Here is a 22,494-nt window from a genome sequence, read left to right on the forward strand (position 1 = left end):
AAACAAAAAACGTGTAGAATTCAAACTGAATTCTGCACGTTAATATTGTAATTCATCTCTCTTAATCCCTGCAACTTTTACAAACACCATAAACTTCCAATCGGTGTCCGTGGACTTCAAATCCGGTACTTGATTCCGCCTGGAGCTCAACGCTTTTGAGCGAAGGATAACTGAAGTCTTCAATTTTACCGCATTTATCACAAATGACATGGTAATGATCCGTCACATTGGCATCGAAGCGGCTGGAGTTATCTCCGTATGTCAATTCCCGAACCATGCCGGCCTCCAGAAACATCTTCAGATTGTTATATACAGTCGCCACGCTCATACTGGGAAATTGGGGTTCAAGCGCACGGTAAATTTCATCGGCAGTCGGATGCCCCATGGATTCCATCAGATAATTCAATATGGCATGGCGCTGGGGTGTAATACGGACACCGGTCGTCTTCAGATGCTCCAACGCATGTTGGACACGTGTTGCCATAAAACCCACCGCCTTACCTTTCATTCTCCTGAATAAACAAGATCCAATACCATCTTATCCATCAGAGTTGATTCTTGACAAAGAACAGGACGTTTAATCTTTCCTTCCATGTAACCTTGCCTTTATTATTTTATTGTACGGCGATTGTAAGTTTATTGTCAACGCGGCAGTTACGGAACTTCAGAGGTATTATCCTGGGAATTCTCCCCGTTATCTTCGCTCTGCTCCAAATCGCCATCCATGTCTTCCGGATTTGAACTGTTCGTATCAGCCGAAGGCACATCCGGGTTGCGATTAATGGTAAGGTCGCTATTCCCTTCAATTTTAACGGTGTATTCCCCTTCACCAAGCTGGCCTTCAATCGTTTTATTTTGCACTGTAAATGGCAGGTCAGTCTTCAGATCACCGTAACTGCTGGAGCCGCTCAGACTGTAATCACCCTGATGAGGCAACAAAATGCTGATTGCACCAACCGCACTGTATACATCCCAATCCCCACCTATTTTGGAGGAAACGATGCTAATGCTGCCATTCAGCGACTGAGCCCTGATTGCGAGATTTGCGCCATCCAGCGTAATATTTCCGTTCCGTGTTTCAGCGGTAAAATCACCAATTGAATCCGTAATGCTAATGCTCCCCACCTGTGTGGTCAAATCTACATCTCCTGAAACTCCGCGGGCCTTCATATCTCCCCGGTTGCTATCCAGATCAACATTCCCCATCGCATTGGCCACAATCACATCGCCATTTAACGTTTTGCCCGTAATGTCACCTACCGCATTCGTAATCCGGATACGTCCATTCCCCGTTTCAGCAACAATAGTGCTAATTGCCTCCGGCCGATTTAACAAAATGGCTCCATTGGAAGTACGAATGTCCAGATTAAAACGCCGGTCATCCGGGATCGTAATCGTCATATTCATGCGAGGCTGTGTTTTATCGTTATCTCCATAAGTCTTGCCCGTTGCGGTAATATGAATAACCTTGGTGCCGTCTGTTTCAACAAACGATGCATCTGCCACAGCTTTTGCCTCTACCTCGGATGTCTTATCTACCCATACTACGGTGCGCACCTCTATCTCTTCCGTATCTCCGCGCTGTACCGAAATATCTCCATTAACCCCCTGCACGACAAGATCGGAAGTATCCATACCGACAGGTACGCGGATCGTCCCCTTGTCCTGCATGTACCCTGCTGCCTGGCTATAGTCCATGGAGGCTGCTCCCAAATTAAGGCTCACCCTGTTCCATAAGTGCATATAGTGGTCCTGTTCTGTCACAATAAATACCGCAGCCGTTAGCACAAGTGAAGCCAAGATGCCTTTGGCATCCGGTCTGAAGCGCATCTTCACTTTCTCATCCTGCAGCTCATCAGCGGATGTCTTTTTCTTGCTGCGCGTCCACAGGAACAACAGTATGTATTCCACACCCAATGCGATTAGCAGCAATGGCCACCAGTCAACCATTTCATATACGTAGTCAGTTCCCCACCGTTTATCCAAAATCAACAGCACACCGACCGCTACGATTAAGGCGGCAGCCGTATAGCGACCGACCCGGACTTTACGGTTCATTATTTTCCCTCCTCCATTCTCCGAATCTAACCTTTTTTCTTGCGCAGCATGACCCAGATCTCACGGCCGAACAGGATCAGCCCTACAATAATGAGTACACCGGCAAAAACATATCCACCATACAGAGCAAGCATCTCCTGAAACCAGCGAGGTTTGCGGAAGAAGAGCACCATCAACCCGCCACCAACAATAAGCAGCAGTCCAAACGAAATGCCTCGCTCCCATGCCATAAAGGCCTCACCAACAGCCCGCTCGTTCATTAGTGGCTTGTCCGTATTTCCATGCGTTGCAGCTCTGCGCCTCCGCATCATGACCCAATCCGCAGATTGCAGTACATCGAATACATTATAAAAGTAGATCACTGGAATGAACAAAGCGAGCAAAATTAACAGGGGCACATTAATCTGTATGCCAATAGATGAAAAATACAAAAGCGCTGACAGGTCGAGTAAGACAAGCAGCATAAACGTCAGACCTCTCATATACAGCCGCAAATAAATATGACCCAGGCCAGGAATGATTGCACTGAGCAATCCGGCAATAAATTTATGTGTCCGATTTCGGAGCGGCTTGGTTTTGGCCGTTTGTCTCCTTTTTCCGGACGGATGTTTACTTTTCATGACATACTCCTTTCTTATAAAATAGCATTCCCGCTCTACATGCATTTGGTTAGATAGTACCCTAAAGAGCGCGGAGAGTAACTGGAAGAAATATGGATATGATTAAAAACCCTCCGGCACAACAGGCCTAAGGAGGGTTTCACGATTTATTCAATGGATACTTTGGTCACATGCTCCCACTGCCTTAGCTTAGTTACCAGCTGCACTGTATTGAGTTCATGTGGTACATGTACGTGGAGGACAATCTCAATCTTTCGTTCAACCGAAATGACTTCGGCAAAAGCCAAATCCTGCTCATTGACTGTAATTTTGCGAATTTTAATTTTCTCCTGCTCCATGAATGAAGACACCTGCTCCAAGAAGCCGGGTTCAGACAACGTATGCAGGGTGACGACATGCAGCTTGTTTCCTCGTATATACCTGAGCTCCAGCTTGTTGAACACCCACAGATTAAGCAGTACCAGTACCGTTGATACGATGGAGGCGAAAAAGAATCCCGCACCTGCTGCCAGCCCAATGGCTGCTACAACCCAGATCGAAGCGGCGGTGGTAAGTCCTGTAATGGACTTTCCTGTAAACAGGATCGTACCCGCTCCCAGGAAGCCGACACCCGTAATAACCGCTGTAGCCAGACGAGCCGGATCAATCCGCACATTTAATTCATTGGCAAAATCCTTAAAACCATAAACAGACAACATCATGATCAGTGCAGACCCGAGACAGACCAGAATGTGGGTACGCAGACCAGCAGCATGATTGGAACGTTCACGCTCCAGACCTACAAGTCCTCCAAGCAGCATGGCTAGTAATAATCGCAATAAAATGTGCCACTCATCGATAAACCAAGGATTGCCCAAAACTGGTATTCCTCCTTCAAAAAATTCACATAATTAATGTTTATTCTTATGAAATGTCGTTAATTCCACACCTGGTGCAATCGACGTAACCTCTACAGGTATGAAACCGAATTTGGTATATAAATTGACAGCGGGTTGGTTCAATGTACCTGTTGATACGATATACCGCGGAAGATCCGGGTACTGCTCGAATACATGCCTCATTAATGCGGCTGCGATACCTTTGCGAAAATGCTCAGGGTGCACCATCATACGTGTGATCGTCAATGTGCCCTTCTCTTCCTCCGCCACTGCAACAGCACCCAGGAGTTCTTCTTCATCATCCAGGCAGCCGTAAAAGGTCTCCCCGCAGCTCTGCAGAGATTCGATCGTATCCATCAAAGGCGGAATATCCTGAAAACCAATCATCTCCGCTTCGAGTCGATAGGCTACATGCTGAAGCCGCCATAGCTGTCCTGTGGTCTCCAGATCATTCAGCGACAGTAATTGAATCTTCATTCTCGCCCTCATCTCCTTCGTACGCAACTGAATTCGATTACACCTGTACATGATTATTTACCACATGTGTTTGCCTTATAAAAATAAGAAAAGAGGCTGTCACAGGGACGAGCCTCTTTCTGTCCGGCCTTACCGGATGGATTAGCGGTTCAGTACATCTGCAAGCAGTTGATTAACCAGACCCGGATTAGCCTTGCCTTTACTTTCTTTCATAACCTGTCCTACCAGGAAGCCGATCGCTTTCTGTTTGCCTGCCTTGTAATCCTCCACGGATTGAGGGTTGTTCGCAACAACCTGCTCTACAATGGCAAGAATGGCACCTTCGTCACTGATTTGCACAAGACCTTTTTCCTCAACGATCTGCTGTGGAAGCTTGCCGCTCTCCAGCATTTCCTTAAAGACGGTTTTGGCAATTTTGCTGCTAATCGTGCCCTTCTCCAGCAATCCGATCATCTCACCAAGTCCCTGACCCGTCAGAGGCACCTGAGACAATTCCAGGTTGCTGTTGTTCAGATAACCAAGCAGGTCGCCCATAATCCAGTTGGATACGGCTTTGGCATCCTGCGTATATTTCAGGCTGTCTTCAAAAAGATCAGCAACCGCTTTGGATGAGGTGATCACCTCTGCATCATAATTAGGCAATCCGTAATCAGCCGTATAACGTGCTTTGCGCTCGTCAGGGAGCTCCGGTATCGAAGCCTTGATTCGCTCTTTCCAGGCTGCATCAATATGCAGCTTGACCAGATCCGGATCCGGGAAATAGCGATAATCGTGCGCCTGCTCTTTGCCACGCATCGTCAGCGTTTTCCCTTGCGCTTCATCCCAGCGACGTGTCTCCTGAACCACTTCGCCGCCGTCATCCAATATTTCAGCCTGACGGAACTGCTCATATTCCAAACCGCGCTGAACGCCACGGAAAGAGTTCATGTTTTTCAGTTCAGCTCTTGTTCCCAGCTTCTCCTGCCCATGCGGACGCAAACTGATGTTGGCGTCACAACGGAGGGAGCCTTCTTCCATTTTCACGTCCGACACATCGCAGTACTGCATGATCGCACGCAATTTTTCCAGATATGCACGTGCTTCCTCCGGCGAAGAAATTTCCGGTTCGGATACAATCTCCACGAGAGGTGTACCCACACGGTTGAAGTCAACCAATGAAGCATAGCCGCCATCCACGTGAGTAAGCTTACCTGCATCCTCTTCCAGATGAAGACGGGTAATGCCAATTCGTTTCGTTTCTCCGTTTACTTCAATATCAATCCACCCGTTCTCACCGATCGGTTGATCGAATTGTGAGATCTGGTAGGCTTTTGGTGAATCCGGGTAGAAATAGTTTTTACGATCGAATTTGCTGACATCAGCAATGGTACAGTTAAGGGCCATCGCTGCTTTCATGGCATAATCCACAGCCTGACGGTTCAGTACAGGCAATACGCCCGGATGTCCGAGACAGACGGGACAAGTATGGGTGTTTGGTGGTGCTCCAAAGGCCGTAGAACAGCCGCAAAAGATTTTGGAGTTGGTATGCAACTCCACATGGACCTCAAGTCCAATGACCGTTTCATATTTAGATGCAGACATTTCAATATTCCTCCGTTCCGGGCAGTCTACAGCTGCGGACGCTGCTTGTGGAATTCTGTATTTTGTTCAAACGCATGCGCAACGCGCAGTACAGTCGTTTCATCAAAGGCTTTACCGATAATCTGCATGCCAACAGGCAATCCATCCGAGAAGCCGCACGGGATGCTCACTGCAGGTACGCCGGCCAGACTGACCGGAATGGTCAGGATGTCATTGAGATACATGGTAAGTGGATCATCCACCTGGGAACCCAGTTTAAATGCGGTTGTAGGCGCAGTAGGTCCAATAATGACATCATATTTGGCAAATACGTCATCGAAATCCTGTTTGATCAATGTCCGCACTTTTTGAGCTTTCAGGTAGTAGGCATCATAGTAACCCGAGCTGAGCGCATACGTACCAAGCATGATACGACGCTTCACTTCCGGACCAAAGCCTTGGCTGCGGGATTGGTGATACAGATCAAGCAGGTTGTCCGGGTTATCTGCACGTACGCCATAACGCACGCCGTCAAACCGGGCCAGATTGGAAGAAGCTTCAGAAGAAGCGAGCAAATAATACGTAGCCACCGCATATTCGGTATGCGGAAGGGATACCTCTTCCCAAGTAGCACCGAGTCCCTCAAGCACTTTCAAGGCAGAGAGAATGGTCTCTTTCACTTGCGGATCAACACCTTCTCCAATGTACTCCTTCGGTACGGCAATGCGCAGTCCTTTGACATCACCTGTCAGTCCGCTCAAGTAGTCCGGGATCTCCACTTTTGCAGATGTCGAATCTTTGGCATCATAGCCAGCAATTGCTTGCAGTACATAAGCAGAATCTTCAACGTTTTTCGTCAGAGGTCCGATCTGATCCAATGAGGAAGCAAATGCAACCAATCCAAAACGCGAAACGAGTCCATAAGTCGGCTTCATGCCGACAACGCCGCAATACGAAGCAGGTTGTCTAATGGAACCGCCCGTGTCTGATCCAAGCGTGAAGTACGCTTCGCCTGCAGCCACTGCAGCCGCAGAACCACCACTTGAGCCACCTGGAACACGATCCAGCGCCCATGGGTTGCGTACAGGATAGAAACTTGAATTTTCATTCGAGCCGCCCATGGCGAATTCATCCATGTTCAGTTTACCGATTGTCACTGTATCTGCAGCTCTCAGCTTTTCGACAACCGTTGCATCATACACCGGGTCGAAGTTGCGCAAAAACTGGCTGCCGCACGTCGTGCGCAGTCCGTTCGTAACGATATTATCCTTAATACCTACCGGTAATCCAAAGAGCAAACCTTTCTCCTCGCCACTGACGAGCCGGTCATCCAGCTGACGCGCACGGGAACGAGCCTGTTCCTCATCCAGCGCAAGATATGCTTTAACTTTGTCTTCACGTGCACTAATGTTCTGATATGCTTGGTCCACCAGGTCGCTGACCGACAATTCCTTGGCGTGCAGCTTGTTATGTAACTCAGGCAACGATTGTTCAAATAAACTCACGGTATTTCGTCCTCCTTCCGGTTATCCGTTATTCCATTACAGCAGGCACTTTAAACTGCCCGTCTTCTTCTTCCGGTGCATTGCGCATCACCTGTTCGATTGGCAGGCTTTCCTTCGTTTCATCCTCACGCATCACATTGCTGACATGCAGAACGTGAGTCGTTGGCTCAATGTTCTCAGTATCCAGCTCATTCAGCTTCTCTGCATATTTTAAAATTGCGTTCAGCTGTCCTGTAAGCGTCTGTTCTTCTTCAGAAGTCAAATTGAGCCGGGCCAGCTTGGCCACATGCTGAACGTCATTATTCGAAATACTCATTTCCGGATGCCTCCTTCATTTCGTTCACCTTCCCGAAACTGCCTGAAACGAATCGCTCGTTTAACGGGCTAAAGTCCCAAGATAACTTTTTTCATTATAGGGGAGATGGTTCGACAATTCAATGCAAATGACCTGACTTGTCTAATAAGCAAAATAACCCCAATCATCGGAGTCCATGCAATCATCAAAAAAGAGCCGGCATCAGCCGACTCTCTAGATCTTAAATCCATGCACGCAGATTAACCTGCTTTATAAAATCCGCCTGTGACATAACATCGTTCGCGGTTTCCTCTTCCTCTTCCACAGCTTGAATATCTCCGTTCATCAGGTGATGAAACAGTTTCTCGTTGTGTGTCGCAAGGGCGTAATCTATCAACGCTTCTCGCTCGACCCGCTCAGCTTCCTGCTTCAGCAGAACCTCTTCCAGATCGACGTCGCCGGATGGAACAAAAAAGTTCCGGTTCACCTGCGGCACTCGAAGCACGTAATCGAACGCATTGTCCGGATTCCGGTCATAAGCGATGATGTAACCATATTCCCCCACAGGAAGATTCTGCTCAAACGCATCCGCGACGATGACAACCTTTTCTCCTAATCGCAGCATCGTCTAACCTCCTGGTAGTCTATCTTTCATATTTATTTTTATAGTCTACTAGAAAAGAATAACGATGTCTACGATTACTAGAATTAAACAACATATTTGTGCAAAATCTTTTTTATCACCAGATTATCAATCGTCTATCCTATAGGTTAAGACCGTCTGCGACCTGAACGAATAACTACGAACCAATATACAATAAGTGGTGTCGGGAATCCGGTGATTCCCCATAATCCCCATAACCAGGGGAAACGCCCACGTTTACGTGCATCCTGAAAAATCCATGTTCCTTGCACGAACAAAAGGATTGCAATCAATATCATCCAGATTGGAGAGATCTCATTCAATGAATAATGCATATTATTCATGAGAAGCCTCCTCCTTCCGATGTTTGCCCGCCCAAACGATTGCTGCTGTCACTGCTGCCGCTACCCCAACAGCCTGGATACCCACATAAAGAGCTGGAGCAGACAGGAACAGCAGCGCCCCGGAAGCAATGACCATCAGCCCGATCACCCAGAACAAAATCATCTCGATCAGATTCTTGCGGCGTTTGATTCGTCTACGTTCTCTGACCTGCACTTCCAGCGAGGCTAATGAAGGTACACTCACTGGCTCATATGCGTCATCCAGCACTTTCATCTGCTGCTGCAGTCGTTCGAGGAGCTCTTGCTCATCTTGTTCATCCGTCCTGCTCATGCTTATCCCAACTCCTTTCTCAATTGACGAAGGCCATAGGCCGTTCGTGATTTCGCCGTTCCGGCTGGAATACCGAGCATTTCTCCAATCTCATCATAACCATAGCCATAATAGTGCTTCAACAGTACAGCAACACGGTGTTCCGGTGTTAACCTGGTCATGGCATCCATGACGTCCGTCCATTCTTCATCCCGGCTCTCAAACTGCCATCGAAATCGTCTAACGGCCTCACTACGGATCATATCCAACCAGCCATTTTCTCTTTTCTTACGCCTTGTCTTGTCAATATAGATGCGTGTAGCAATGGTAATCATCCAGGATGAAAAGGCAGACGAACCGTCATAACGATGAATATTTTCCATACATCGAATCATCGTATCCTGAACGGTTTCCTCAGCAGCGTTAGGATCCATCGTAACCTTGACCAAGTATTTGTACACGAAAGCATAATGACGTTGAAGCAGCGCCGCCAGCGCAGCATCATCTCCTGCTGCTGCCCTGCGGACCTCTTCCAGTTCGGCTGCTTCCATCTGGTTCTTCACCTCTGCTTCCCGTTCATTCTTGTGTTAATACGACAGTCTCTGCATAAACGTTCAAATGAATTACAAAAAAATCTGAAGCCGACAATTTCCCGGGCAATCAGACTTCATTCCGGTATTCCTGCAGCTTGTCGAACCAGGGCTGGTTGCGGGCTCCGCTGCTCAAAACTCGACTTCTCCATATATTTTGCTGCTGTTCCAAAGGTTCATTCATTGCCTTGCTTCTGTAGCTATGTAGTTGAGGACGATCCGTTGCTAACTCAAGCTTGCCAGTATCCATCACCCGGCGAGTCTCTTCCATTGCTGAATACTTGGCACGGCGTTCAAAAGGTATAACGCGCTTTTTCTCCACTTCTTCTCCCCGCTCTCTTGTTCCTCATGCTTCACCAATTAAATACTACGTTCTAGGGTTCCGTTCCATGTACTTGCTATTCAGATTCTAAGCTGTCTGCATTACAATACTTTCCTTATGTAAGTTGTATCTCGATGACTCTTCCCTTGCCAATATTGCTGAAAACAAAAAAAGAACGCAAACCGGGTATAGACCACAGTCTGCGTGCTTCGCAAGTTAGGGTACTGCTATTTAAAGCTTTAGTTAGATGATGCCTTAACGCTTGTAACAACTAATTGCTATTCTAATGAAAAAATTGTCACTTGTCCAGACTTTCTTCACTTAAATGTCGATTATCTTGCGGAAACGTAAGGATTATTCTGCTTCTCATAACCGATGGTTGTTTTAGGGCCATGACCGGGGTATACCTTCACTTCATCAGCAAAGGTATACAGCTTGTTTTGAATCGAATCGATCAAGTCTCGTTCCCGTCCACCCGTCAGATCTGTTCTCCCTACGCCCATGCGGAACAGAACGTCTCCTGCAAACAAATCATTACCGCACAGCAGGCTTACGCTGCCTGGGGAATGTCCAGGTGTATGATATACCTTAAATGTATGCCCAACAAACTCGAGGGTCTGTCCTTCATCCATCGCATATTCTGCAGGATCAGTCGAAAGAGGCGGTGAAGCCTGCGGCCAGTTCAACGATCCATTCAGTTTCGGAGAGGTGAGCCAGTCACTCTCCAAATCATGCAAATAGACTGGACAGCCCTTCAATTTGCGAATTTCGTCCACACCGCCCATATGATCAAAATGCGCATGTGTCAGCAAAATCGCTTCAATCTCCAAGTCTTGAATGGCTTTGAGCAGCGGGCCCGGGTTCATGCCCGGATCAATGATAACAGCTTTCCCCGGATCTTCCCCTTGCAGCAGATATGCATTCGTCTGGAGCGGACCGAGTGTAAATGTACGAATGTTCAGCATCCTCTATTAGTAACCCGAAATCAGTTCACGCAGCTCACGAATAATGACTGCATGCGACTCCGTTCCTTCCCCATAGCGTTTACCGATCTCCTGACGTACGACAGCCATCTTCTCCTGATAATCAGCTGCATCACGATCCGGGTTCTCGCGTTTAAATTCAACCATCACTTCCTGTACATGCTGAGGGCGTGGTCCCCATTGACCCAGCACATGTCCGCCTGTATCGGCAAAAATAACGATAGGTACGGAACGGCCGCCCATCGTAAGGAATTCATCCATCACTTCAGGATGATTTTCCATAATCAAAACTTCGGTTGGAATGCCCGAGATCTCCAGCGCCTGGAATACCACAGGTATGTTGCGAACAACATCCCCACACCAGTCAGCAGCCAAAATCAAAACGCGCAGATCATCGCGGTGGTTCAAGCTCTCGAAAAACTCGCGATCCTCTTCGCTTGGCCAGGAGAAGCTGTCATAGTTCTTTTGAAATTCACTTTGGTTCTTGGTCATGCTCTCAATGAAGTCCTTCGGCGGCAGACCCTTACCGAATTTGTGAGACAAGTTTGGTTTACCCATCACTAGACACTTCCTCTCTTTTTTCGAACATTCATCCATTTAATAAGTACATAAATAATCATAAGTGCGAGTGCAACGAGCAGAATCGGCATAATGTAAGGTGCTGCTTTTTCGTTAATATGTTCCCATTGGTCTCCGAGTACCATCCCTAAATATATAAACAATGCAGTCCAAGGTATAACAGCAAGTGTTGTCAGCAGTATGAACCTGCCTGTATGCATTTTAGATATGCCTGCAGGTATCGAGATGGCATGACGCACAACCGGGACAAAACGCGCCGTGAAAATGACACCTGTTCCATACTTGCGAAACCACTCCTCGGAATGGTCGATGTGTTTTTTCTGGATCAGTATGTATTTTCCGTAACGTTCCAGCACAGGTCTGCCGCCATAACGGCCAATCCAGTAAATAAAGAGCTGGGCTACTACACCGCCCACGGTACCGAATATCATTGCACCTAAGAAATTGATATTGCCCTGTGAAACGAGAAACCCTCCATATGCCAGTACAATTTCACTGGGGATGACTTCGAGCATTAATCCCAGCATAATTCCAAAGTATCCAAGGCTCTGAATCCATTCGAACAATTGACCGACAATGTTATGAATAACGTCCATCTCGACCCTCTTTCTTCATCCTGATTGGCGGTGCTCCGCAGCACCATGGATGTTCGTCCCTATTTTAGCACAGGGCTACAGTTTGTTGCTACTTCATCGACCCGGGTTAGTGTCCTGCAAGTCATCCTTCGCATATGGTATCGGGAGAGGAGCGTGAGAAGATGTCACCCAAATCAACACCCGGTACTCCCCCGGTCAAACATAGCAATCCTAGCCAGAAGTTACCTTCCGCGAGAGGGATCCGCAGAGCTTGCAGCAAGGAGCTGTACCGGACAGCGAAACGGCTGAAAGTCTACATTTCTCCCGATCAGATGAAACAGGCGGAAGAACTCTATTATGGAAAGGTGATTGCCAATCTGCTCTGGATCGGTGAAAACCGGGACAATCGAAAGAAATTATGCGAGTGGTGGAACAATGACGTCAGTGCGGATATAGCTTCTCTATGGAATGCGGACATTGAACCGCTTCAGGCAGCATTCCAGCAGGCGTTTGGCGGATATCGTCTGTAGAACACAGAGGATTCAGAGCATTTCCTACAGGAACATGCACGCACAAAAACAAGGAAACGTTCCTTGAGCAACCCGCCATTATTCACGTTCAAGAGAAGCTAGAAGCAGGTGTTACCCAGGTGGTTTGTTGGTCTGTCTGATCGATTGCTGAGGAACGGCAGTCGATGCAAGTATACGTAAATGAGTGATGTAAACGGCAGCATCGTCATCTAAGATAAACTGGCGATCATTACGTGCCTTTCCTGCAGCCACTGTGGCACTCAACTGTTCGTAAAGCTCATACATTCGCACACCTGCAGCGGCAGTCTGCCTGGCTCGGTCCGTGTAACCGGCAGCCCATTCCTGACGGGATGCATGAATCATCCAGTACAACGCTGCGGACTGAATATGGGTATCATATCGATTCAATGCAATTGCTTGTTCAAAGTACTTGCCAGTCTGTGCTCCCTGCCCTGCTTGGGCTGCTCGTTTCCCCAGCTCCTGGTAGAGCCGCGGCTCTGCCGGGGAGTGGGACAAGCTGCTCAGCAGCAGTTTCTCTGCATCATGGGCTGAAAGGGTACGGGAAAGAGAGATGGCGATCTCCGGTCGGTATGGATTTGCGTGAAATGCAGCTTCTAATTCTGTCTTATGCTGAATCATTTCTTGTGGTGCAGATCCAGCCAAACGATACTCTACTTCCGCCAAGACATTACGCCCCGCAAGCCAGACAGTCCCCCCAAACCAAATCAGGATGGCCAGGGAAGTCAACCATGGTATGGTCCGCATTGTTCGGATCGCCTGATATGAAAACTCGTTGGACAGAAGCGATGGTTGTACTGTGCGTTCGTTCGTAATAACTGCTGGTCCCTGTCTTGCCTGGATTACGGCATGCTCGTCCGCTGCGGCTGTACGCTGTTCATTAGTATATGCGTATGACCATGCTCCCAGCCAGATAAAGAGCATCCATACCAATGTGAAGCTCCAGTCAAAATCCATGGCCCCATGCAAAACAAAAACAAGCACGGAGGGCATTAAGCCTGCTGCGTATTTCACGGTATTCCGAATGGTAAAAGCAAACCAGGCGCCGATCATGATTAGGCCGATCAGGCCCGTATCAAGGGCAATATCGATCAGGCCGTTGTGGACCTCGCCTCCGACATAAGGCGAGGATTGAATGGCGCGGAACATGCTGCGCCATGTATCTCCTCCGTGGCCAAGCCATGCGGCCCCGGACCAGATCTCCAGGGCGTCCCGCCACATCCGGAGGCGGGACAGCCCTGTGCCGACACCTGCCGCGAGTCGTTCGGCGGTGGAGGCCACGGCCAGCATGGCGGCGGTGGTAACCGCCAGTGCCATGGCCGTCAAGGCAGCGGCGCGTGCCCTGGCGCCGCTGTGCCACAGGCGGCACAGCAGCAGCGTGCCGAGCAGCGCAGCTGCCCATGCCCCGGCCAGGGCCAGCAGGCCGGGCACGGGTGCAGGCGCCAGCTGGGCAGCAGCCAGCTGGCGGTACAGCCAGGCCGCGCTCGCCAGGGGCGCGGCCATGGCCAGCAGCAGCGGCAGGCGGTCTCCGCGCCGCTGCCAAACGAAAGCGCTGGCGGCGGCGATGCCTGTCGCCAGCCAGGCGCCGCGCGACTCGCTCAGCAGGAGCGCGGCTTGCGCGGGCATAAGCGGCAGCGCTGCCGCGATAAGGCGCCAGGCCGTCACGGGACGGGCCATGGCACGCGCGACTGCAGCGAGCCGCTCCAAGGCGTACATGCCGACAACGGCGCCGTACGCATTGGGGTACTGCAGCAGTCCGCCGAGCCTCGCACCGGCGGAGCTGATCTCGGGGTCAGCGGTTCGCATGACCGCGAAAGGCAGCGGCAGCACGCCGCACACCGCAAGCAGGCCGCTGAACACAAGCAGGCTGCCTGCAGCCTGCCATCCGGCAGCGAACCATCGCACGCCGTGTGCACACGAAGCCAGCATCCCTGCGAGCAGGGCAAAGATAGCCAGCAAACTCCACCGTTGCATTTCATCCATGCTGCCCTGTGTGCTTACAGAACCCAACCAGGCATGCAGGCCATAACAAACCATCATGAGGATGGGCCAGATGATCCAGCCATTAAGATTCATATGCCAATATCCTATTTTCATTTCTTCATTACTGTAAATATCGTAACTTAAGCCATTTTTCAGTGCGTTATTTTTCTTACTCCGCAGTATATATAACAGAAGAAGCATGATCACTCCCATGAGAAGGCTCCCCGAAGAGAGCAAAATAATCCTGTATACATCGGAAGGAAAATATAGCCCCCGACCCAGACATGCAGCCAACAACATAATCGTACCGATCACGCCCAATATCATCGTTACTACCGATGTATCCAAGCCAAACGTCTTTTTCTTTGCTTGTTTAAACTCACAACTCAAGTTCAGATCTCCTGCATCCGTACCGGATATCGGCACAGCGCCACATACATTCATATTTATTTCCGCTGGATTCTTACCCTGCTGATGCTCAATCATGTGATCACCGTTTCGCTGCTGCTGCAACTGCCTACCTCCTTCCCATCTTCTTTGATCGAACAAACACTGCAAATCTCATGCTGCATTTCATTCGCACGTAGCACGCATGACATACAAAAAAAGACAGAAGACCCTCATAGGGTCTCCTGTCTTATGTCTCGCCGTCATCCTTTTCATTCATCTAAGCACAATCGTTTATTCGTTTCCATAACGGGACCCTCCTACCAGTATGTCCATTCCTGGACATGGCAGACCATCCGCGAGCTAGGGTTAGCGCTTTGCGACATTAGCAGTGGTCACAAGAATCTAGGCTGGCTGTCGATTTCCCGTTTGAACGATCTGAATTAAGTTCCGTTACATCGCCCTCTGCTGCTTCAATCGGATTGGCACCACCTGGCAGCAGGTCTGCACAAGCCCGTTCCAAGTAGGGATCTGCATGTATGAAATCACGGAACTCCGTGTATTCCTTCCACATATCAGCCGTTTGACCCGCCTGTCCACGCACAGCACGAATCAGAATATTTTTGGGTGTATGCTCCATATCAATGAATTCCAGCAGCTGTGTTTTGTAACCCATCAGATCCAGAAGCTTCGCACGAATGGCATCTGTTGCCAGGGCGGAGAAGCGTTCCTTCAGAATTCCATGGGACAATAGCGGATTCATTACCGGAGATTCAATCTGGTCAAACAGCTCATGCTGACAGCACGGTACGGACAGTATGACTGAAGCGCCCCAGCGGACAGCTTTCTCCAATGCCGCATCGGTAGCCGTATCACAGGCATGCAGTGTCACGACCATATCCACTTCATTCAGTTCGTCGTAGTCAGCAATATCACCAACCAGGAACTTCAGATCACCATAGTGCAGCCTTTGTGCAAGAGCGTTGCAATGTTCAATGACATCCGCTTTCAGGTCAAGACCGATGATCTTCAGTGATCTGCGCTGTTGTACCGACAAGTAGTGATAGAGGGCAAAGGTCAGATAGGACTTCCCGCAGCCAAAATCAACGATGGTAAGCGGACGTCCCTCAGGCAGATACGGAATGACATCCTGTACCATTTCAAGAAAACGATTGATCTGTCTGAATTTATCGTACTTGCGGGCCAATACCCGGCCTTCTTCATTCATAATGCCCAGCTCAACCAGGAACGAGACAGGGACTCCCTCTTCCAGCACATATTGCTTCTTACGGTTATGCGAGAGATCCACTGACGTCTTGGATGGAGATTTGGTCAGAATGGATACTTTATATTTTTTGCTGATCAAAATTTGATAATCTGCCTCTGTCGTACAGAGGAGCCCTTGACGAAACGTCTCTTCGCACAGCACAGTCATGCGTTCTATCGCTTCAGCCGGAGTCAAATTCTCGTGCAGCACTTTATTGTTATAATGAAATGCGAATTGATAATGCAGCTGATTCTTCAGCGTTACCGGCTTGACTTGCACTTTGGTATACGAGACATTGTCCCGTCTGCGCAGCTGGCTCCAGGTCGCTGTAATCAGCGAATTCTGCTCAAAGATGTCTTGTATAAGCTTTCGCAATGAATCCACGGGGTACATCTCACTTTCGATTTGGTTTGGTCAACCGTAACCATACCACAATTCCGGTGCCGCTCCAAGTGAAGACACCTAACAAGCCTTATTCATTTATGTCCTGTTTGGTTCTCCGCTTAGCGGATGAGTTCAGCCAGACCTTCCTCCACTTCCTGACGTGGCAGGCCGCCCTGTTCCAGTTGCCCATCTTCAAGCTTGCTCAATCGTTCGTAAAAGGCCTTCACATCTTCGCGATAATTCACGAGCTGCCCCTCGCCTACCCGCAGAACGCGGTACCAGCTGTTCTCGGCCAGATCATATCGCCCATGCTGTTCTTGATACAGTGCAAGCTGTTTCTCCGTACGGGCAGGAAGTTCATATTCTTTCGTTTGTTCCAATATGGATTGCACGCGTTCCGGTGCATCCAGCAGCTTCGGGTTGGCACCATGATTCAGGGCATACAGATAAAAGTGTAATGATTTCATTAACCGGATGAGTCCTTCATCCTCTGAATCCTGCTTCTCCTGGTCATCAATGCCTTCCACTCTGGCCTTCTCTCCATAAATATAAGCTTCCTCTTCGATCAGACGCGCGGCTTGCTGCAGATTGTCCACTTCAATGACTCCGCGAAAACGAAACATTTCAATGACATCCTCTGCAGGGAGAGAATTCAGCAAAGACAAATTCATGCCAAACTGCCTGCGAAGCAGCTCGTCCAATTCCGAAAGTGCCTCCGTATGTTTCCGCTGTTGTCTGAGTGTAAATGCTTTGCCAATCGCCTCGGTCATTTCCTCCATCATGCGGAGCAGATAGTCTTTTCTGAACATCCAATATGCCCCCTCATTCGCTCATTCGGATCATCATCCATTATTGCTAGTTTAATTCATGCCCTAACAAAAAGCCAAAAAAGGACCTCCTCTTGAATTCCAGGATGCCAAAAAAACCCCGTCGTCTTGTAGAGACGTCTCGGGGGTTTCCTAGGCTAACGATATATGCTGAATGATGGACTTTGCTGAAAATAATGAATTTCGAGATTTACGCCTTCGGTAAACCGTTCATGAATTGAGTAATGATCTGAATCAATTGTTCGGGTGCTTCATACATACTCATGTGACCCGCCCCGGCAATAACCGCTTGTACAATATGCGGTTTATCGCTCGTAAATGTGCGTTCCGGCGGGATCACAGGGTCTTTTTCACCTGCGACCAGCAAAACCGGTAATGGTGTAGCCGATAAAACATCACGGCGATCCGGACGTTCCCGCATAGCCAGTGCGGCTCCAGCTGCACCTTGAGGTGCGGTCTGGTACCCGATTTCCTTGACACGTGATACTTTTGCAGATAACTGCTCTACATGTTCAGGAGCAAACAATCCTGGAACCAATCCATCCACAAAGCTTACAATACCATCCGTCTGAATAGCCGATACTGCACGAAGACGCTTTTCCTTGCCCTCTTCGCTATCCGGATAGGCGGTAGAATGGATCAAACCAAAGGCTTTTAGTCGTTCCGGATGACGCTGAGCGATGGAAAGGGCGATATATCCTCCCATGGAGTGTCCAAGCAGCACAGCCTTGTCTACCTTCAGCTCATCCATTAATTGCAGTACATCATTGCCCATTTGATCTATAGTGTATGTTCCCATAGGAGCGTCCGTCTTACCGTGTCCACGCAGATCGGGTACGATGCAGCGATAATGACGTGCAAGCTCCGGCACAACTTCATCCCAATAGGATGAACTGCCGCAGTAGCCGTGAAGCAAAATAAGTGCTTCTCCCTTGCCTTGTTCGGCGTAACATATCGTCGTTCCATCACATATCACTTTTTCCATAATGAATCCCTCTCTCTGCGCGAATTGAAATGATTATATTCATTGTATATAACCAACTTCTTGTCATTCAAGTTGTATATTATTAAGCTTTCATCTCATGAATGAAACGTTTATCTCATTTTCCTCGCCGCAAACGCTGCGTCAGCGATCGTTCGGGACATGTTCATGACGAGGTGAAGCGAAGTCATCTGCAGGATGGAATAAGGCCTGGGACCATTGACGTTTACTACAGCTGCCACACTATAATGTCCAACAGGCTGCAGCTTCCCCCCTACGGACTGTGCCGGATTCAACGCGTGATGCGAAAGATAATATGTACCTGTGGCATGCTTTGGACCCAGACAGGCATCAATCGCAACAATGGCATGATGTGCCGGGATCTGAGACATCCGTTTCTCCAGTGTATCTGCATCGCAAGGTGCAGCCAGCGTTCCTACCACATGACCCACTCCGTGCTCCTCCAGCAGACTTCCTGTCAAAGGCCCGAGTGCATCTCCCGATGAACGATCCGTTCCAATGCAGACAAATGTTATTTCATCAGGTGAATGCTGCTCATAAATGTGTTTGAAAAATAAAACCAGGTCTTCTCCAGGCACACCTTTTGGAGTTCCCCGACTCTGGTGGCGCACCATCTCACGCTTATATGCTGCCAATCTTTCTCCCTCCTTTACACGCACAGAAGCGATGTGAATGAATATTGTTTTTTTACATTTTATCCGATACAGGGGGATTCCCGCAAAACATTAGCCTGTGCCTGTCCAATCATGATACAATGACAACAGTTTCCGATACGGAAGGGATGGACATAACGATGGATTTGACACAACCGAACGCGGCCAACATGGAATATATGATTGAAGCGATCAAAACCAAGCTGCGTATGGCCAGCGGTGCGGCTATGCAGGCTTCGGCATTCCCCCTCGACAAATACGAGGATCTGCATGATCTGTATGAGATGGTGATGAGCAAGGAGCATCTCAGTATTTCCGAAGTGGAAGCTGTTGCTTCCGAACTGGGGAACCTGCGTAAAGCTTAAAAGCACCCATCTTCATTCGCACAAATAAAAAGGGCCTGCCTCCACCACATGAAGCGCACCCCTTAGAATAGACATTGGAAAAACCCCTGGGTTTAGCCGATGAAATTCTAGGGGGTGCATTTTTTATGGCGATTAAAGGGCAAAAGTATAAAACGTATTCGGACAAGATTAAAAAAGAAGCTATTCGTCTGCATACGGTTGAGGGGTGGACTTACCGAAAGATCAATGAACATTTGGGAATTCATGACCCAGGACGAATGAAGCGCTGGATGCGAAAACACCGGGAACAAGGCGAGTTTGGACTGATGGATCAGCGAGGTCGACGGAAAGAATACTTGGATCAAGATCGCTATGTGCAACAACTGAAACGGGAGAATGAGTTGCTAAAAAAGTGCTTGGTCATCTGGAAGGAGGAAGCAAACAAGAAAAATTTCAAATCATGGAAAAGGTAGCCCGATACGGTGACATCCAGAAACTCTGCCATGTGTTTGGCGTGTCTCGGAGTGGATTTTATGCCTATGTAAAACGTAAACGATTCGATCGCGATGCAAAGGCAAAGAGACAGGTCCTTCAAACGTATCAACGATATGAAGGCAAATATGGCTATCGACAGCTCCAGTTGTTCCTTTGGCAAGATCAAGGCATTTGGATGAACCACAAGAAGGTGCTCCGCCTCATGCAAATGCTCGGTATCCAATCTCGAATTCGTCGTAAACGGCGCTCCAGCAGTTCGTATGCACCTGCTCAGCGCGTAGCAGAGAATCACTTGAAGCGGGACTTCAGTGCAGAAAAACCCAATCAGAAATGGGTAACTGACATTACCCAGTATCGTGTAGGCGAGCACTGGGTATATCTTTCAGCCATAAAAGATTTGTATAATAACGAAATTGTGGCTTACGAAATAGGCGAACGCAACGACAATGAACTGGTGCTCAGTACATTCAGAAAAGCGTTTGCGAAGCAAAAAGACGTGACCGGACTGGTCGTTCACAGCGACCAAGGGTTCCAGTACACGTCTCATGCTTATCACGACATGCTGCCAAAGGTTGGCGCCCGAATCAGCATGTCTCGCCGAGGAAATTGTTATGACAATGCCTCTATGGAGAGTTTCTTCTCGCATCTCAAAACGGAAGGACTCTACCCTTATCATATCCGAACGCTTACCGAAGCACAAAGCAAAATCGAAAAATACATCCGTTTTTATAACAGAAGGCGGCCACAACGGAAACTAAAAAAACTGACGCCGGTAGAGTACCGACGTCAGTTTGCCGCCTAGGGTCTTTTTTCAATGTCTACAAAATGGGGTCTTGACCACCACATGGAGCACAGGTCCTTTTTATTTGTGTTACGTTGATACCCTCATTTACTTAGCATGACTTGTCATTTAAGCAAGTTAAGGCAAGTCTACCAGTACGAATTCCGCTACTTCGCTGCCTGTACTCGTAATCTGCAGATCGCAGCTTTTCCGAATACGGGCCGCATCCCCTGGCTTCAGATTGAAATTCCCATCCGCACAGGTGATATCCACATGACCACTGATTAGAAAAAGATGTGTACGTCTGTCTTCATGCTGTGGATACATGATTTTTTTACCGGACTCCAGTTGGGTCAGGTAACAGGTCACATCCTGTGCAATTGGAAGTGCGCCTTCGGCTCCCTCCACTCCCTGTCCGGATACAACAGGGCACAGTCGATTCAGCTGCTCCTGCGGATCAAATTGCCGATTCGTATACGATGGTTTCAGCATGCGCTGGGATGGCAGGAACCACATTTGCAGGAAACGTACCGGTTCATCCTCGGACGGATTGGTCTCCGAATGTTCCACACCGGTGCCTGCACTCATCACCTGTACCGTTCCCGGCTCAAGTATCTGTTCCGTTCCCATGCTGTCTGTATGCTTAAGCCTACCGGATATTACATAACTTACAATTTCCAGGTCATGATGTGGATGTCGTTTAAAGCCTTCCTGCGGCATCAGCGTGTTGTCATTATGAGCCAGCAGGCAACCAAAATGCGCATTGCTTGGATCGTCATAATCTGCAAAAGAAAAGCTGAACTCACTGTGTATCCAACCTCGATCCGACGTGTGCCTTTCTTCCGATGTCACTACTTTAATCATGTTCATCCACCTCCAAGGGTTTAGAGCTGCTATCTACATCTGACAGCAGGTCTTGCGTGTATATGAATGCTTAGATAAATACCTGTTGGTATCTCATCTTTACCCGGGGTCCGGGGATTCTAATCACGCCCCTAGCTTATGGTTATACGCTTTCTTCAGGTGAGTGAAGCACGAATTCACAATCGGCATGTCCCACCATATTTCCGGCATCATTGCGAATCTCAGGAGGGAACACTTGCGCCAGTCGTTCAATGGTTGTCCGATTGGAATATCCAATCTGCTCAAGGATTGATTTAGCAATCCATGCCCATTCATCTTCTGATCCGTCGAGCACTTTAAAGGTGATCCCGAGCCTTTCCTTTTTCAGTGCAAAACCGAATACACCCTTGAAGCCGCCTTTAGCAACAATATTGCTGTCTTCCAGAAGCACCGAATCCACCCGTCCGGTTCCGCCAACCATAAGAGGCTGATCATTCATGGCAGACGTAATGGTTTCCACTGCCGAGCGTGTCGGTTCATCTTCAATTAAATCCGGGCAAGCCAGCTTCAGGTATGCATTCGACAACGCCGATAAAGGCAACGAAAATACCGGAAAGCCGCAGCCATCCGTCCCGAGTTCAATTTCCTTCTGCTCAATTCCAGCCATGTCAGCCATCGTTTTCAGAATTTCACGCTGCACCGGATGCTCCCGCTCCGCGTAACTGTCCAGATCGAAGTTTTTCATCTGACTGTAACCCAGAATGCCAAGGTGTTTCCCCGAACAATTATGCAGTATTCTTCGCTTCTCTCCTTGATTGCGCAGCCATTGATTTCGGCTATCATCATTCAATGGATAACTTGCCGCGCAAATCAGGCACTCTTCACCCAATCCAAGTTTGGCCGATAATTTCTCCAGCACTTTAATATGCTCTGGCTCCGAACGATGGGAAGATGCCATAATCGCAATTTCTTGGGAGGTTAACCCATAGTGTGCGGCAATGCCTGCACGAATGCCTGGAATGGCCTGAAAAGGCTTGGCAGATGAGCGGGTAAATGCTCTGAAATGTGGATTTCCTGCCGAATAAACAACATCTCCGTTTTCATTCGTGATGCTTATGTGTCCAAAGTGGGCGCATTCCATCACGCCTGCACGATATTCTTTAACTAACAACGCACTCTCCATGCGAGTTCTCTCCTTTATGCTCCCAGTCTCATCTCTGCTTTGCGTCAATACGCCGCA

27 protein-coding genes are annotated in these 22,494 nt (G+C 48.6%); 4 read left to right on the forward strand and 23 right to left on the reverse strand.

All coding sequences use genetic code 11. The features are described from left to right. Window positions 1-61: 61 nt before the first annotated feature. From perR to F4V51_RS24460, 16 genes are all read right to left on the reverse strand, one after another. A complete protein-coding gene (perR, locus tag F4V51_RS24385) occupies window positions 62-484 on the reverse strand; it encodes a peroxide-responsive transcriptional repressor PerR (RefSeq protein WP_024631328.1) in 423 nt (140 codons plus the stop codon). 170 nt (window positions 485-654) lie between these two features. Beyond that, complete coding sequence (locus tag F4V51_RS24390; protein WP_153979930.1) at window positions 655-2,058, reverse strand: DUF4097 family beta strand repeat-containing protein; 1,404 nt, start codon at window positions 2,056-2,058, stop codon at window positions 655-657. Window positions 2,059-2,084: 26 nt separating this feature from the next. Then, window positions 2,085-2,678 carry a hypothetical protein gene (locus F4V51_RS24395; protein WP_153979931.1) on the reverse strand — a complete coding sequence of 198 codons (594 nt, stop codon included), beginning with the start codon at window positions 2,676-2,678 and terminating at the stop codon, window positions 2,085-2,087. Between the two features lie 146 nt (window positions 2,679-2,824). Continuing rightward, window positions 2,825-3,535: an MgtC/SapB family protein gene (locus F4V51_RS24400; RefSeq protein WP_127539905.1), complete on the reverse strand. Its 711-nt coding sequence runs from the start codon at window positions 3,533-3,535 to the stop codon at window positions 2,825-2,827. Window positions 3,536-3,568: 33 nt separating this feature from the next. After that, the gene (locus F4V51_RS24405; protein ID WP_153979932.1) at window positions 3,569-4,033 is read right to left on the reverse strand and encodes a GNAT family N-acetyltransferase; all 465 of its coding nucleotides are present in this window, start codon (window positions 4,031-4,033) and stop codon (window positions 3,569-3,571) included. A gap of 141 nt (window positions 4,034-4,174) precedes the next feature. Next, window positions 4,175-5,614, reverse strand: a complete 1,440-nt coding sequence (gene gatB, locus F4V51_RS24410) for an Asp-tRNA(Asn)/Glu-tRNA(Gln) amidotransferase subunit GatB (RefSeq protein ID WP_095292521.1) — start codon at window positions 5,612-5,614, stop codon at window positions 4,175-4,177. A 26-nt stretch (window positions 5,615-5,640) separates the two neighbouring features. Further along, window positions 5,641-7,098 carry an Asp-tRNA(Asn)/Glu-tRNA(Gln) amidotransferase subunit GatA gene (gatA, locus tag F4V51_RS24415; protein WP_095292518.1) on the reverse strand — a complete coding sequence of 486 codons (1,458 nt, stop codon included), beginning with the start codon at window positions 7,096-7,098 and terminating at the stop codon, window positions 5,641-5,643. Window positions 7,099-7,126: 28 nt separating this feature from the next. After that, on the reverse strand, window positions 7,127-7,414 hold the full coding sequence (gene gatC / locus F4V51_RS24420) for an Asp-tRNA(Asn)/Glu-tRNA(Gln) amidotransferase subunit GatC (RefSeq protein ID WP_095292515.1): 288 nt from the start codon (window positions 7,412-7,414) through the stop codon (window positions 7,127-7,129). A 220-nt stretch (window positions 7,415-7,634) separates the two neighbouring features. Then, complete coding sequence (locus tag F4V51_RS24425) at window positions 7,635-8,018, reverse strand: ATPase (RefSeq protein ID WP_095292512.1); 384 nt, start codon at window positions 8,016-8,018, stop codon at window positions 7,635-7,637. A gap of 146 nt (window positions 8,019-8,164) precedes the next feature. After that, on the reverse strand, window positions 8,165-8,380 hold the full coding sequence (locus F4V51_RS24430; protein ID WP_227779943.1) for a hypothetical protein: 216 nt from the start codon (window positions 8,378-8,380) through the stop codon (window positions 8,165-8,167). Then, window positions 8,373-8,711 (reverse strand): DUF5345 family protein, encoded by a 339-nt coding sequence (locus tag F4V51_RS24435; protein WP_153979933.1) that lies wholly within the window; start codon window positions 8,709-8,711, stop codon window positions 8,373-8,375. The genes F4V51_RS24430 and F4V51_RS24435 overlap by 8 nt, the downstream gene beginning before the upstream one ends. A gap of 2 nt (window positions 8,712-8,713) precedes the next feature. After that, window positions 8,714-9,253, reverse strand: a complete 540-nt coding sequence (sigY, locus tag F4V51_RS24440; RefSeq protein WP_416226492.1) for an RNA polymerase sigma factor SigY — start codon at window positions 9,251-9,253, stop codon at window positions 8,714-8,716. A gap of 97 nt (window positions 9,254-9,350) precedes the next feature. After that, the gene (locus F4V51_RS24445) at window positions 9,351-9,602 is read right to left on the reverse strand and encodes a hypothetical protein (RefSeq protein ID WP_153979934.1); all 252 of its coding nucleotides are present in this window, start codon (window positions 9,600-9,602) and stop codon (window positions 9,351-9,353) included. Window positions 9,603-9,934: 332 nt separating this feature from the next. Further along, window positions 9,935-10,567 carry an MBL fold metallo-hydrolase gene (locus F4V51_RS24450; RefSeq protein ID WP_153979935.1) on the reverse strand — a complete coding sequence of 211 codons (633 nt, stop codon included), beginning with the start codon at window positions 10,565-10,567 and terminating at the stop codon, window positions 9,935-9,937. Window positions 10,568-10,573: 6 nt separating this feature from the next. Beyond that, a complete protein-coding gene (locus F4V51_RS24455) occupies window positions 10,574-11,143 on the reverse strand; it encodes a thioredoxin family protein (protein ID WP_095361800.1) in 570 nt (189 codons plus the stop codon). Between the two features lie 2 nt (window positions 11,144-11,145). After that, the gene (locus F4V51_RS24460; protein WP_153979936.1) at window positions 11,146-11,760 is read right to left on the reverse strand and encodes an undecaprenyl phosphate transporter UptA; all 615 of its coding nucleotides are present in this window, start codon (window positions 11,758-11,760) and stop codon (window positions 11,146-11,148) included. Between the two features lie 161 nt (window positions 11,761-11,921). Between F4V51_RS24460 and F4V51_RS24465 the strand changes: the two genes are divergently transcribed. Next, on the forward strand, window positions 11,922-12,269 hold the full coding sequence (locus tag F4V51_RS24465) for a dehydrogenase (RefSeq protein WP_153979937.1): 348 nt from the start codon (window positions 11,922-11,924) through the stop codon (window positions 12,267-12,269). A gap of 111 nt (window positions 12,270-12,380) precedes the next feature. On the opposite strand, the gene F4V51_RS24470 is transcribed toward F4V51_RS24465, so the two are convergent. The 5 genes from F4V51_RS24470 to yyaC all read right to left on the reverse strand — a co-directional run bounded on the left by F4V51_RS24470 (window position 12,381) and on the right by yyaC (window position 18,773). Further along, window positions 12,381-14,783, reverse strand: a complete 2,403-nt coding sequence (locus tag F4V51_RS24470; RefSeq protein WP_153979938.1) for an O-antigen ligase family protein — start codon at window positions 14,781-14,783, stop codon at window positions 12,381-12,383. Between the two features lie 259 nt (window positions 14,784-15,042). Further along, window positions 15,043-16,317, reverse strand: coding sequence for a class I SAM-dependent methyltransferase (locus tag F4V51_RS24475; RefSeq protein WP_227779946.1), 1,275 nt, complete (start codon window positions 16,315-16,317; stop codon window positions 15,043-15,045). 110 nt (window positions 16,318-16,427) lie between these two features. Next, window positions 16,428-17,117 (reverse strand): DUF6483 family protein, encoded by a 690-nt coding sequence (locus F4V51_RS24480; RefSeq protein WP_153979939.1) that lies wholly within the window; start codon window positions 17,115-17,117, stop codon window positions 16,428-16,430. A gap of 208 nt (window positions 17,118-17,325) precedes the next feature. Next, entirely contained in the window at window positions 17,326-18,120 is a 795-nt protein-coding gene (locus F4V51_RS24485) for an alpha/beta fold hydrolase (RefSeq protein WP_153979940.1), read from the reverse strand. Between the two features lie 110 nt (window positions 18,121-18,230). Then, window positions 18,231-18,773, reverse strand: coding sequence for a spore protease YyaC (gene yyaC / locus F4V51_RS24490; RefSeq protein ID WP_236146639.1), 543 nt, complete (start codon window positions 18,771-18,773; stop codon window positions 18,231-18,233). A 158-nt stretch (window positions 18,774-18,931) separates the two neighbouring features. Between yyaC and F4V51_RS24495 the strand changes: the two genes are divergently transcribed. The 3 genes from F4V51_RS24495 to F4V51_RS24505 all read left to right on the forward strand — a co-directional run bounded on the left by F4V51_RS24495 (window position 18,932) and on the right by F4V51_RS24505 (window position 20,432). Then, entirely contained in the window at window positions 18,932-19,156 is a 225-nt protein-coding gene (locus tag F4V51_RS24495; RefSeq protein ID WP_095292560.1) for a DUF1128 domain-containing protein, read from the forward strand. 125 nt (window positions 19,157-19,281) lie between these two features. Continuing rightward, window positions 19,282-19,608, forward strand: a complete 327-nt coding sequence (locus F4V51_RS24500; RefSeq protein WP_153977309.1) for a helix-turn-helix domain-containing protein — start codon at window positions 19,282-19,284, stop codon at window positions 19,606-19,608. Next, on the forward strand, window positions 19,596-20,432 hold the full coding sequence (locus F4V51_RS24505; RefSeq protein ID WP_236146640.1) for an IS3 family transposase: 837 nt from the start codon (window positions 19,596-19,598) through the stop codon (window positions 20,430-20,432). Before F4V51_RS24500 ends, F4V51_RS24505 begins: the two co-directional genes overlap by 13 nt. 117 nt (window positions 20,433-20,549) lie before the next feature. Here the strand turns inward: F4V51_RS24505 and F4V51_RS24510 are convergent, their stop codons facing one another. Next, window positions 20,550-21,275, reverse strand: coding sequence for a pirin family protein (locus F4V51_RS24510; protein ID WP_153979942.1), 726 nt, complete (start codon window positions 21,273-21,275; stop codon window positions 20,550-20,552). A gap of 142 nt (window positions 21,276-21,417) precedes the next feature. After that, window positions 21,418-22,437: an asparaginase gene (locus F4V51_RS24515; protein ID WP_153979943.1), complete on the reverse strand. Its 1,020-nt coding sequence runs from the start codon at window positions 22,435-22,437 to the stop codon at window positions 21,418-21,420. Window positions 22,438-22,494: the final 57 nt, after the last annotated feature.

It is taken from the genome of Paenibacillus xylanilyticus, from assembly GCF_009664365.1.
Lineage (GTDB): Bacteria > Bacillota > Bacilli > Paenibacillales > Paenibacillaceae > Paenibacillus > Paenibacillus xylanilyticus_A.

Excerpts from the sequence above, each read along its gene's own strand:
- perR (WP_024631328.1), bottom strand. The coding sequence starts at position 484 with ATGGCAACACGTGTCCAACATGCGTTGGAGCATCTGAAGACGACCGGT.
- F4V51_RS24390 (WP_153979930.1), bottom strand. The coding sequence starts at position 2,058 with ATGAACCGTAAAGTCCGGGTCGGTCGCTATACGGCTGCCGCCTTAATC.
- F4V51_RS24395 (WP_153979931.1), bottom strand. The coding sequence starts at position 2,678 with ATGAAAAGTAAACATCCGTCCGGAAAAAGGAGACAAACGGCCAAAACC.
- F4V51_RS24405 (WP_153979932.1), bottom strand. The coding sequence starts at position 4,033 with ATGAAGATTCAATTACTGTCGCTGAATGATCTGGAGACCACAGGACAG.
- gatB (WP_095292521.1), bottom strand. The coding sequence starts at position 5,614 with ATGTCTGCATCTAAATATGAAACGGTCATTGGACTTGAGGTCCATGTG.
- gatC (WP_095292515.1), bottom strand. The coding sequence starts at position 7,414 with ATGAGTATTTCGAATAATGACGTTCAGCATGTGGCCAAGCTGGCCCGG.
- F4V51_RS24425 (WP_095292512.1), bottom strand. The coding sequence starts at position 8,018 with ATGCTGCGATTAGGAGAAAAGGTTGTCATCGTCGCGGATGCGTTTGAG.
- F4V51_RS24430 (WP_227779943.1), bottom strand. The coding sequence starts at position 8,380 with ATGAATAATATGCATTATTCATTGAATGAGATCTCTCCAATCTGGATG.
- F4V51_RS24435 (WP_153979933.1), bottom strand. The coding sequence starts at position 8,711 with ATGAGCAGGACGGATGAACAAGATGAGCAAGAGCTCCTCGAACGACTG.
- F4V51_RS24450 (WP_153979935.1), bottom strand. The coding sequence starts at position 10,567 with ATGCTGAACATTCGTACATTTACACTCGGTCCGCTCCAGACGAATGCA.
- F4V51_RS24455 (WP_095361800.1), bottom strand. The coding sequence starts at position 11,143 with ATGGGTAAACCAAACTTGTCTCACAAATTCGGTAAGGGTCTGCCGCCG.
- F4V51_RS24460 (WP_153979936.1), bottom strand. The coding sequence starts at position 11,760 with ATGGACGTTATTCATAACATTGTCGGTCAATTGTTCGAATGGATTCAG.
- F4V51_RS24465 (WP_153979937.1), top strand. The coding sequence starts at position 11,922 with ATGTCACCCAAATCAACACCCGGTACTCCCCCGGTCAAACATAGCAAT.
- F4V51_RS24475 (WP_227779946.1), bottom strand. The coding sequence starts at position 16,317 with ATGTACCCCGTGGATTCATTGCGAAAGCTTATACAAGACATCTTTGAG.
- F4V51_RS24480 (WP_153979939.1), bottom strand. The coding sequence starts at position 17,117 with ATGTTCAGAAAAGACTATCTGCTCCGCATGATGGAGGAAATGACCGAG.
- F4V51_RS24485 (WP_153979940.1), bottom strand. The coding sequence starts at position 18,120 with ATGGAAAAAGTGATATGTGATGGAACGACGATATGTTACGCCGAACAA.
- F4V51_RS24495 (WP_095292560.1), top strand. The coding sequence starts at position 18,932 with ATGGATTTGACACAACCGAACGCGGCCAACATGGAATATATGATTGAA.
- F4V51_RS24500 (WP_153977309.1), top strand. The coding sequence starts at position 19,282 with ATGGCGATTAAAGGGCAAAAGTATAAAACGTATTCGGACAAGATTAAA.
- F4V51_RS24505 (WP_236146640.1), top strand. The coding sequence starts at position 19,596 with ATGGAAAAGGTAGCCCGATACGGTGACATCCAGAAACTCTGCCATGTG.
- F4V51_RS24510 (WP_153979942.1), bottom strand. The coding sequence starts at position 21,275 with ATGATTAAAGTAGTGACATCGGAAGAAAGGCACACGTCGGATCGAGGT.
- F4V51_RS24515 (WP_153979943.1), bottom strand. The coding sequence starts at position 22,437 with ATGGAGAGTGCGTTGTTAGTTAAAGAATATCGTGCAGGCGTGATGGAA.